Origin of the sequence: Algoriphagus namhaensis (assembly GCF_042649705.1) — a bacterium.
Classification (GTDB): Bacteria; Bacteroidota; Bacteroidia; order Cytophagales; family Cyclobacteriaceae; genus Algoriphagus; species Algoriphagus namhaensis.
In genome coordinates this window covers 1,220,652-1,231,882 of sequence record NZ_JBHRZS010000007.1, presented here as the reverse complement: position 1 = coordinate 1,231,882, position 11,231 = coordinate 1,220,652, and the positions used below count along the sequence as shown (strand labels likewise).

8 protein-coding genes and 1 tRNA gene are annotated in these 11,231 nt (G+C 40.3%); 5 read left to right on the top strand and 4 right to left on the bottom strand.

Translation table 11 applies throughout. The features are described 5' to 3' along the window. Positions 1 to 82 precede the first annotated feature (82 nt). Both ACFOSV_RS13635 and ACFOSV_RS13630 read left to right on the top strand, forming a co-directional pair. Positions 83 to 155 (top strand) — tRNA-Thr (locus ACFOSV_RS13635). A 60-nt stretch (positions 156 to 215) separates the two neighbouring features. After that, a complete protein-coding gene (locus ACFOSV_RS13630; protein WP_377906572.1) occupies positions 216 to 518 on the top strand; it encodes a GIY-YIG nuclease family protein in 303 nt (100 codons plus the stop codon). 118 nt (positions 519 to 636) lie between these two features. Here the strand turns inward: ACFOSV_RS13630 and ACFOSV_RS13625 are convergent, their stop codons facing one another. Then, positions 637 to 2,988 (bottom strand): TonB-dependent receptor domain-containing protein, encoded by a 2,352-nt coding sequence (locus ACFOSV_RS13625; RefSeq protein WP_377906571.1) that lies wholly within the window; start codon positions 2,986 to 2,988, stop codon positions 637 to 639. Between the two features lie 182 nt (positions 2,989 to 3,170). On the opposite strand from ACFOSV_RS13625, the gene ACFOSV_RS13620 reads away from it, so the two are divergent. Together ACFOSV_RS13620 and ACFOSV_RS13615 are read left to right on the top strand one after the other, a co-directional pair. Further along, the gene (locus ACFOSV_RS13620; RefSeq protein ID WP_377906570.1) at positions 3,171 to 3,545 is read left to right on the top strand and encodes a hypothetical protein; all 375 of its coding nucleotides are present in this window, start codon (positions 3,171 to 3,173) and stop codon (positions 3,543 to 3,545) included. Positions 3,546 to 3,696: 151 nt separating this feature from the next. Next, the gene (locus tag ACFOSV_RS13615) at positions 3,697 to 4,407 is read left to right on the top strand and encodes a peptidase, M16 family protein (protein WP_377906569.1); all 711 of its coding nucleotides are present in this window, start codon (positions 3,697 to 3,699) and stop codon (positions 4,405 to 4,407) included. Between the two features lie 145 nt (positions 4,408 to 4,552). Here ACFOSV_RS13615 and ACFOSV_RS13610 read toward each other — a convergent pair whose 3' ends face one another. The 3 genes from ACFOSV_RS13610 to ACFOSV_RS13600 form a co-directional block, all read right to left on the bottom strand. Next, positions 4,553 to 5,668, bottom strand: coding sequence for a Gfo/Idh/MocA family protein (locus tag ACFOSV_RS13610; RefSeq protein ID WP_377906568.1), 1,116 nt, complete (start codon positions 5,666 to 5,668; stop codon positions 4,553 to 4,555). Between the two features lie 189 nt (positions 5,669 to 5,857). After that, positions 5,858 to 6,718 carry a sugar phosphate isomerase/epimerase family protein gene (locus ACFOSV_RS13605; protein ID WP_377906567.1) on the bottom strand — a complete coding sequence of 287 codons (861 nt, stop codon included), beginning with the start codon at positions 6,716 to 6,718 and terminating at the stop codon, positions 5,858 to 5,860. Between the two features lie 2 nt (positions 6,719 to 6,720). Beyond that, the gene (locus ACFOSV_RS13600; RefSeq protein WP_377906566.1) at positions 6,721 to 10,221 is read right to left on the bottom strand and encodes a PVC-type heme-binding CxxCH protein; all 3,501 of its coding nucleotides are present in this window, start codon (positions 10,219 to 10,221) and stop codon (positions 6,721 to 6,723) included. Between the two features lie 129 nt (positions 10,222 to 10,350). Here ACFOSV_RS13600 and ACFOSV_RS13595 point away from each other — a divergent pair, with 129 nt between their 5' ends. Continuing rightward, the gene (locus tag ACFOSV_RS13595) at positions 10,351 to 11,226 is read left to right on the top strand and encodes an AraC family transcriptional regulator (protein WP_377906565.1); all 876 of its coding nucleotides are present in this window, start codon (positions 10,351 to 10,353) and stop codon (positions 11,224 to 11,226) included. Positions 11,227 to 11,231: the final 5 nt, after the last annotated feature.

Below are 11,231 nucleotides of genomic sequence, written 5' to 3'. Positions count from 1 at the left end.
TTAAGGGGATAGAATTTTTCCTCATGAAGGACTTGGAGTGAATAGTTGAAGCTTCTATATTTGCACCACGTTAAAGGAAAAAGCCTCCTTAGCTCAGCTGGTAGAGCAACTGACTTGTAATCAGTAGGTCGTTGGTTCGATCCCGACAGGAGGCTCTTTAATAAGGGAAAACAGAAATGTTTTCCCTTTTTTTGTGGACATAATTTTTAGCGCATATGTCCAGTTTCTTTGTTTATGTTATTTATTCTCCGAGTAGAGATAAATACTATGTCGGTCAAACATCCGACCTTGATAAGCGGCTTGAAGAACATAACTCTCATTTTTATTCAGAATCGTATACAAGTATGTCTGATGATTGGATTTTAACAAAAAGCCTTCCTTGTCAAGACAGGGCGTTAGCACTGAAAATTGAAAAACACATTAAGAAGAATAGGTCTAGAAAATATGTCGATGATTTCGTTCAGTACCCGTCGATTGGCGAAAGATTAATTTCTAAATATTCCAAGAATGAACAGTAGGTCGTTGTCCGCGATGGCTATCGGGACGATCCCGACAGGAGGCTCATTAAAAGTAAAACCACTCGATTTTTCGAGTGGTTTTTTGCTTTAAGCGCTTTCAATAAATATTCTTGGCTCTTTAAAAATTATATCTCGCTGAGAGCAATACAATTCGTGTTTCTTGCTTGGATACAAAATCCTGAGAAAAACTGTTTGTAAGTGAATTTCCCGCGTATTGTCTCGTGTCAAATACATCACGAACGCTTAGGGTCATGCTCCCTTTATTTCCTAAAAAGCCTTTCTGGATGCTGGTATCTATGAAATAGACCGCTTGGGTTTTTCCTTGAGCTTGTATTTCAGGAGATTCATAGTTTGCCGCAACTTGGAAATTAAAACCATATGGCAATTTAAAGTCTTGATTGAGCTTTGCGTTCCAAGCGAATCCGTCATTTGTAAATTCTTCACCGATGTTCGATGCATCCACAATGACCCTTGAAAGAGTAACACCTCCATTTAGCGAGTACCAGTCATTTAATTCACTTGTACCAATAAATTCAAGACCGTAGACCACGGCAGAATTTAAGTTGTCCGGCTGGGAATAGGAGATCCCATCTTCCACTATGGTGATAAAATCGATTTGATTATTGACTTTACGGTAAAATAGATTCGTTGTGAGGCTGGTATTTTTGAAGTTTGCCAAATGACCAAATTCGAAAGAATTAATAAACTCAGGAATCAAATTTGGATTGCCTCTGCGGACATTTAGGCTATCCGTAATATTTGGGAATGGGTTTAATCTCCAGGCCCTAGGACGGTCTATTCTGCGGCTATAAGTAAATTTAATCCCATGAATATCATTTACATTGTACAATCCCTGAACGCTGGGAAATAAGTTGAAATATCGCTGCTGATTATCTTCGTCCGTGTTGAATAAATAGGTATCAACTTGTGTGAACTCACCTCGTACCCCCAGACCATACTCAAACTTGGGTTTACTGTTCGAATAGATTAAGTAGCCTGCATGAATCTGATCTTGATATAAAAAGCGATTACTTACACTGGCATCCTCCACGAAGTCCTGACTATTTTCATCAAAGCGCTGATAGATGAAATCGTTATCAAACTCGCGTATTGTAGACTTTAGACCCGTTTCAAATTTTCCTTCTCCCAAGGGCTCAATGTAATCAGCCTGGATTACGGTAATGTTTCGAACTTCGTCTGTGAATGCACGTTCTCTACCAGTGAGGTTGTCTGGTTGGGGGTCAAGCGTATTGTTGAAGATCTCAATATTTTGGGTTTTAAACTGATTCCGGTAAGAGTGACTTGCTGTGGCTCGAAACACATGTCCTTTTTCTTTGAAATTATGCTCAAAAATCAAGGCGTTATCTAAACCGTCGTCTTGTTCATTTTCATTGTTTCTTCTTACATAGTCAAATTCTTCACCTGCTCTTACTTGCTCTGCAAAAAGCGTGTTGATATTGGTAGTTTCATTGGCTTGAAATACACCTTCATAGCTCAGCGTGTTGTTTCCGAAATAGTAATCTGCTCCAAAATTTAAATTATTTCCTATATCCAAGTCAGAACTTCTGGTGCTTTGGTCCAAGGTCTCATTATCTTCAAAAATCACCCGAGTTGAGTTTCTATCACCTACAGACTTCCAATTTCTATTGTTATAACCTGCGTAGATATTGTAATTCAATTTGCGGTGATTGATCCGTCCTCCGACATTTGTTCTATTCCTAGTACCATAGGTTGCCTCCAGTCCTCCATGTGTGCCGAGTTCAATACCTTTTTTCAATACGATATCGATGACTCCACCTTCTGCTTCAGCATCATACCGTGCATTAGGATTGTTGATAATTTTAATTTCTTCTACTACGCTGGCGGGAAGCTGATCAAGGTTTTGGGTCAAAGAAGAATTTCGCCCATTAATCAGCACATTTGTGTTGGTACTTCCTCGAATGGAGACACCGCCTCCTTCATTTACAGCGATTGAAGGTGTATTTCTTAAAATGTCTAGTAGTGTTCCTCCAATATTTGCCAAATTATTTTCAGGTGTAATCACAAGACCTTCTAGAGTACTCCGTACTGGTAACCGTGAAGTCTCCACTATCACTTCTTCCAAGTTTTGGTTTTCGCTTAATAAAGTAAGCTCACCCAAATCAGTTGAGGCATCAACCTTTACAATTGGTACAAGCAAGTCCTTGTATCCAATAAAAAATGCCTTGAGTATATACTGACCGGGAGATACTGAGAGTTTAAATGCCCCATTTTCATCCGTATCCGAAAAGGCTACGGGTTTGGTGTCATCTGTATTAGTAAATAAAGCCACTTGGGCAAATCCCACTGGCTCTTCAGTGTTGGAGTCAACCAAGCGCCCACTGACTTCTTTCGTTTGTCCGTTTACTACCAGCACAAAAATCAGATAGAATAAACTAGCGAGGAACCCTCTCAGTACGTGAATTCTCTTTAGACTAAAAATTTGTTTCATCTTTCTTGGCGTTCAACACGTTTGAATATTTCGTTAATGGGTTTTCACAGGTATTAACTTTTTAATTTCCAAGATGTTCGTAAGATTTGATAAACGGTTTGTTAATAAATTTTCACACCTTGATTGAATCTTTTTTCTGAAAATTCGACATATTCAAAGCGTAAAAATTTAATTGTTAAAAAATGAAAACTACCAAAAGCATCTTCACTTGTGTATTGCTACTTATCGCTAGTTTGAGCTTTGCTGCTCAAGCAGACTCACCTGAGTATTTTGAAGGGAAGTGGAACGTGACTATCTATGGAACTCCTGAAGGGGATGCCACCATTCCAATGAGATTTGAAACCAAAGATGGGGTTACCAAAGGTTATTTTATCGGAGACCCGTCTGGAGTGGAATCTGAAATGTCCTCTGTAAATATCATAGATGGAGTTCTCAATGCAGCCTTTAATATCACAGGCTATGACGTAAACATCTCCATGTCTAAGGTCGATGATGATAATACCTCGGGGAGTCTTCTCGGAATGTTTAACCTTGAGGGAGCTCGTGTGAAAGAATAAATTATAATTTCTTTCGGCTCTACAAGTCAGTAAGACATCTTACTGACTTTTTTTATTACCAATAATTAGCATCTGAAGAGATCAGCTTAGATGTTTTGGGATCAGAAATTTCAATATTTAGTTATATTCAAAAAATTTTAAAATTAGAAATATGAAAAAAAATGTGTTTGCCAGTCTCTTTTTAGGCTTGGGTTTGATGGTGTCAAGCTTCACCAGCAAAATTGTTGAGAATTATGAATTCAATGATCCTGAGACCATCATTGCCAATTACATAGAAGCAGTAGGAGGAAAAGCCAATGTGGATAAAATCAGGAATTCTGTCATGATCATGGAGGCAGAGTTTCAGGGTACCAGTTTGGTGATTAAAGGAATCTCAGATCAAGAAAACAGTCGCTTGCTCCAGGAAACTTCTGTCATGGGAAATATAGCCCAGAAAACCGTTTTGGTCAATGGCAAAGGCAAGATGATAGCCATGGGTCAGGAACAAGAACTTCCTGAGGAAATGGTTGCTTCCCTAAAGGCCCAGACCTTTGTTTTTCCTGAATTACATTACCAAGAACTTGGCTATACGCTAGAGGCACAAGGGACAGAAGAAATTGAAGGGGAAATGGCCAATATACTCGTTATTTCAGCTCCAAACGGGACCAAAACAACCGAGTATTACTCAGTGGCTTCCGGTCTGAAATTACGAAGCAGCTCAGATGTGCAAGGAGACGTAATGTTTAAGGATTATACCGAGGTGGAAGGTGTGATGATCCCGATGACACTTCTCATTAAGAACGCAATGCTCCCAACAGCCCTAGAAACCAAGATAACTTCGATTAAATTCAACCAAGAACTTACTGATGAAGATTTCAATTAAATAATTTCTAGTTTGTATTATCTTTAAAAATGCTCTTTCGAAAAAGCTATACTGAAATCCAAAAACAGAAAAAAGCAGTGGATACGATCCACTGCTTTTTCATTTTCGTTTAAAAATTGTGTTAAGTAATGTTTTTTGATTCTCTCTATTTTTTAAGAGTAAACGCAGGAAGCTCCTTTATTTTTCCACCTTCCATAGCAGATTCATGTGCCAAGATTCCAACACAAGTAATATTGGCCGACTCTCTTGCATCTGGGAATGGGGCTCGCTGATCCGAAAGAGCCATCAAGAATTCATGAACTAAATGTGGGTGACTTCCACCATGTCCTGCACCTTGAATAAAGGATAAATGCTGATTTTCATCCGAATCATAAACTCCTCCGGTCGTGAATGCCTGGATCTCTTCCGGGAGTAAATGTGCGTAATCAGGGATTTTGACTCTTTCGGGTACCTCACCCGTATGAATAACTGAATCTTCGTGTTCGATCAAAGTCCACTCAAAAGACTTTTTAGACCCATAGACATCAAAGCTCTCTCTATATTGTCTGGCTGTATTGAAAAGCGATCTAGTCACTTCTGCCGCAAGATCAGAATCTTTGAATTTGATATGGCAAGTTTCAATCGCAAATGGCGATCCGTACTTAGGAATTAGATTTTCATCAATTGTGCCTGAGCCAAAACATGAAACATATTCTGCTTGGGCCTTTGGTAAAGCTAATACAGGTCCCACACAATGAGTGGCATAATGCATAGGAGGGAGACCTTCCCAGTATCCCGGCCATCCGGCCATTTCCTGCTGATGGGAAGCTCTGAGAAATTGAATCTTTCCTAGTTCACCCTTCTCATACATTTCTTTTACAAAAAGAAATTCCCGACTGTATATCACCGTCTCCATCATCATATAAGTCAACCCTGTTTTTTCAGTCCACTCTACGATCTGTCTACATTCTTCTACCGTCGTAGCCATAGGTACGGTACATGCCACATGTTTTCCAGCTTTAAGAGCCATTATGGACTGTTCTGCATGGTTTTGGATTGGGGTATTGATGTGTACAGCATCGATATTCGGGTCTTTTAGCAGCTCTTCATAGTTCTTGTAGACTTTTTCTATACCAAAGGCCTCGCCGATTTCCTTAGCCTTTGCAGCATTTCGCTGACAGATGGCATACATGTTTGCCAAAGGATGCTTTTGATAAATCGGAATAAACTCAGCTCCAAACCCTAATCCGATTATGGCGATGTTGAATTGTTTTTTACTCATGATGTTTTTTTATAAATGATTTCCGCAGTTCGTGGTTTTAAATACGATTTACTAGATTTCCGAAGGGTCTGAGTTTGGTATTCATGTTGATGCTTTCGAATCCAAGTCGGATTTTGATCTCTTTCCAATTGGTAGAATTAATGCACTTATTCATTAATCTCCAATCTCTATTCTCTAATCCCTAATCTCTCACTCCTCAGCCCACTTTTTCAAAAACTTTAGCCCCTCTTGCGCAAAGCTATCTTGACTTTTGGCTAAAGGTTTCCAGATACATACGGCACCTGCCAGTTCTTTTACATTGGGGGTAAAGCTTTCGATGGAAACAAAACCCTTGTAATTCACAGCCTCTAGCCCCCGTCTCCATGCATTCCAATCAGTCTGACCTGTACCAGGGGTTCCTCGATAATTCTCAGAGACTTGCACATGAATCAGTTTATCCCCAACACATTTAATTGCTTCTTCAATATTCGGCTCTTCGATACTCAAATGAAAGCCATCTAAAATCGCTTTGGCCTCGGCTTCGTTGATATCTTGGATCAATTGTCTTAATTCGGCGGCAGTATTAATAAGATCTGTTTCAAAGCGATTCAGGGTTTCTATGGCTATTTCCAGCCCAAATACCCTTGCACGCCGACATACCTTGCGAAGGTTTATCACAGCACGATCCCATTCAACTTTCCGTTGCTCAGGAGAAACTAGCCTAGCTTTGCCAACCGCAGAATACATCGGCCCTGCAACGAATGTTGCTCCCAATTCAGAAGCTATTTCAAAACATGAATCCAGATATTCAAAACAGGTTTGATGATAGCTTGGGTCATCATGCGTCAAATCTCTACTCGTACCAAAGGCTCCACAAATCACTGGTTCAAGCTCATTTTCAGCTAGAGCCTTTTTGACCAAATCAATATCGATCAAAGACGGGTCTTCGACGGGAATCTCTACAGCGTCATATCCAAAACTCTTGATCTTTGGGAAAAGTGAAACTGTATCCCGATCAAAAGGGGAGGTCCAAAGCCAGGTACTTACCGCAAATTTTACATCCAAGGCCATAATTATTCTACGATCATGACTCCGTTCATAATTCTCCAATGTCCAGGAACTGTACAGACAAATGGATATTCTCCAGGTTCTGTTGGCGAGACAAATACCAGTGACTCTCTACCCTCAGGGTCAACCAATGCAGTAGCGATGATTACATCATTGGTTTTTGGAACGTAGTTTTGCTCGGCACCGCGTGGATCACGAGCGAGATCATCTGCAGCTTTACCGATTGCTTCCATAGACCCTTTTTGTCCGATGACCAGGTTATGCTGCATAAAATCGGGATTTTCAAAATCAATGGTAACCTGAGAACCAGCTTTAACTGTAAAGGATGACTTGCTGAACTTCATCTCGTGAGGAATTACAGACAGTTTTACAACTGTTGATCCGTTTGCACTCGTAGAGGCAACCGTTTCAGACTGCATCTCGATCTGAGTGCCAGGTTTTTTAAGTGCTAGAGAGGACTTATTGCTAAGACGACCTCCAAACCACCAAGTCCCTTCATATTTTCCAACTACATTTCGGCTGTCATTTTGGCCAACTCGAACCCTATTAGGACTTAATGGAGATTCGAATAAGCCAGCGGTCCTTCCTTTGGCGATTTCAGTACCATTTATGGAAAGACTCATACTTCCATCTTCCACCAAAGAAGCATCAATGGTGAACTGCTCCTCTGGCAAATCTTTCTTAGAACTCAGGATAGTCAGTTTTTCATTTTGAGCCACGGCAAAATGGAGCGCATCCTCATGGATATAGAGGCTATAGCCATTGGTGTTGTTTCCTTGTGCGATCAAGACTCCTTCCAAGGGATTATCCCCTTTGGAAATGATCATTTGAATATTGATTTCTTTTCCAGCTACATCTGGAGGAAATAAAATACTATTTCTCTGATCAAGTGGATATTGCTCGGCCACCAAACTTCTTGAGATTCTGTCTTTCAGGGATAATCCATTCTCTGCATCAGCTTGGATTGCAGCAGTGTTATCTAGCTTGGCAAACTCTGTTGGATGGGAGAGAACTGCCGCAAACACCGCTTGAGGCAAATACTTGTCGCCGTCATTCTCGGAATTTTCAGCAGAACTAACCAAGGCTTTTGCTGCTCTTTCTGAAAAAGGCATTTCCGAAATAGTCAAAAAAGCAGCTTTACGAGTGGTTAAATCTGGATCGTCTAAAAGATTGGAAGCCAAAATTGCATCCAGTGATTCTGGAGTTTTTGGAATCACTCGAAGTGCATTTTTTCTGACTGATGGAACTGGATGTCTTAAAGCCTTAGCCACGATTTGCTCTGCTTGTGGATTGCTTCCATCCAGTTGATTAAGCCCTTCCAAAGCCCAAAGCGCATGAATTGCAGGAGGATTCATCCCGATCTCGTCTTTTTCTTGACTACTGATAATTTCAAAAAGATCAGGAACCAAGTCTACTTCATTTCGCTCCACAATTAGCCTTTGAGCCGTAAGGCGCCAGAACATATTTTCACTCTTCAATGCTTCGATCAATTGATCTGAACTCGCATTTCTAAGATCAAAAGTTTTGGAGTCTTCACCTCCTTTATATGAAAGTCTATAGATCCGGCCGTGCTCACGATCTCGCATCGGATTGATATAGGCATTGCCCTCTCCATTTTCAAAGCCTCTCGGAGTAGGATTGTGCTGAATGATGAAATTGTACCAATCAGCAACCCAAAGCGCACCATCTGGGCCTACTTCGGCATGTACAGGGGAAAACCATTCGTCAGAGCTTGCTAGAATGTTAAACGCATTTTTTTCTGCGAATCCTGACCCATCTGGATTGATTTGAGCCTTATGGAGAACCCGTCCAGTGGGCTCTGCTACAAAGGCAATTCGATTCCAATATTCTTTTGGGAAGCTTCTCGCCGTGTAAAAATTGTGCCCAGCAGCCGCCGTATAACTTCCATGCCAGTCTACTTGTCTCAAATAAGGAGTAAGATGTGGCATATCATAATGGGAGTCGATGCCGTGAACCGTATTTGCCGATCCTTGGAAAATTGGTCTTCTGACAAATTTATTTTCCATGGAAAAATACACACTGTGTTGACCATTGGCGGTAGAAATGAAGGTTTCGAAATCTTCAGTAAATCCTAGACCCCAAGTATTGTTGGAGGTGTTGCCTAGGTATTCTAGATTTTCGCCATTAGGATCAAATCGATAAACCCCCTGACCAAAACTATGTGTTACACCGCTAACTTCACCGCGAAATCCGGAATAGCCCAGGACTCCCCAAATTTTATTATCAAAGCCATATTTCAGGTTGGAAGGGCCCGCATGTGTATCACTTTTGCCCCAGCCAGTCATGATCACCTCGCGCACATCTGCCACATCATCCCCGTCTGTATCTTTCAGAAAGACAAAATCAGGAGCCATAGAGATTAAGATTCCACCATTCACAGCCATGATAGAAGTTGGAATATTTAGATTATCAGCAAAAATGGTCAACTTATCTGCTTTGCCATCGCCATCAGTATCTTCCAATATTTTGATTTTATCATTTCCGCCTTCTTTACGAACCTCGTTCGGATAATCAGTGGTTTCAATCACATAAAGCCTTCCTGATTCATCCCAAGTCATTGACATAGGATTGATAATCATAGGCTCTGAAGCAAAAAGTGTCATCTCAAACCCAACCGGTACTTGTACCAATTTCATGCTTTCTTCTGGTGAAAGAGGGAGCTGAAACCTTGGGGCTGGATCTCTTTTCTCGTAATTGGGAATGACTGCATCTCGAAATTCGGGAGAAGGAATTTGATAGGCTTCCAATTGAGCATTAACTCTATCCCCAACAGCCCAGAGTATTCCTCGAGCGATTAATTCCTGAAATTCTGATTTTTCCCAAGTCTTTTCATTGTGACCAAGTGCTGTGTAAAATACGCGTCCATCGCCTTCATTCCTTACCCAAGTATAGGGTTCAGCACCATTTTCATCGATTCGTTCCATCAGCACTTCCTTATCTGGATTTACTTTTGCATGCACATAGGTCTCATCCCAGCTTTCAAATTCAGTAATGCCTTGAACAGCAGGATGGCTTGGATTGACGATTTTAGCAGTGAATTCTTCGGTACCGTGCGTGCTAAACTGGCCTCCCACGGCAGATATATACCAATCTGAGTTCTGAAAACAGAAAGAGGCAGAGTGAATAGGAATCAGTGCTTTTCCACCTTGAACAAAATCCTTTAATGCAGCTTCTTGATCAGTACTGATCGTCTCGTGGTTTGCATAGATCATCAGGCCATCATAGTTGGCCAAAGTCTCTTCATTCAAATCCATAAGATCAGTGGTATAGGTGAGGTTAATACCTTTTTGAAATAGGGGAGTAGATAAGTACATCATCAGTTTTTCAGAGTTATGATGCTCACTCTCGTGCCCAAGTACCAATATTTCAACTCTTCGAGGGTCGGTATCGGATAGATAGGATTTCCTTTGGTTACAACTCGTAAAAATGAGGAGTAGGCTAAAAATAGGAATCAAATACTTTAAGGGATTCAGGCTATTTTTCATTATTTCGGGTTTATCTATTTTAAATCAATATTGAAGAAATAAAGGGAACAAATCCAGCTGAATCCCTTCGAATACTGACTGTATTTTGATATTATTTTATAATTTCAAAAGATCTAATGACAAAATCTAGTGAGAAAACCCTTACAGAAATCTAGAATTCCAGAAGGAAAAGCCTTCATAATTAAGGAGTTGGTGGCTCCTTTTTTTGATGTAAACTGGCATTTTCATTCTGAATATCAACTTTTTGTCGTTTTGAAAGGTCGCGGAACTCGATTTATTGGGGATGCGATCGAACGTTTTGATGAAGGAGATATGGTTCTAACTGGACCCAACTTGCCGCATCTCTGGAGAAATGATCAAGCCTACTTTGAAACAAATGATCCCGCAGGAACCCATGGAATAGTCATTTATTTTTCCGATCAATTTTTGAATAACTCAGTGTTTGAGTTGGAGGAATTTTCCACTATTTCCAGAATATTGAAAGACTCTTCTGTAGGAATTTCTATAAATGGGAAAACCCGTAATCAAGCAGAAAATCTCATGAAAAGCCTTTTGAATAAAGAAGGTACATCAGCCATTATCGGACTTTTGGAGTTATTAGATTTTCTGGCAAAATCCTCCGATACGAGACATATTAGCAGTCTTACCTACGTAAATTCACATAAGGAATCCGAAAGTGATCGAATGAGCCTAGTCTATGAATTGGTGATGGAGAATTTGGGAAACCGGGTTACACTGAAAGATGCGGCCGAGCTTTGTAATCTGTCAGAAAGTGCCTTCAGCCGTTTTTTTAAAAGCAGAGCTAATCAAACCTTTTCCAAATTTTTGAGCAGTGTCCGAATTCATCAGGCTTGTAAATTGCTTCAAGATGAAAAAATGAACATCAGTCAAATTTGCTTCGAATGTGGATTTTTCACCCTTTCAAATTTCAACAAGCAGTTTAAAGATCAGCTGGGTAAAACCCCGAGAGAATATAGAAATGAATACTTGATAGGGTTTAATTAGTCTAG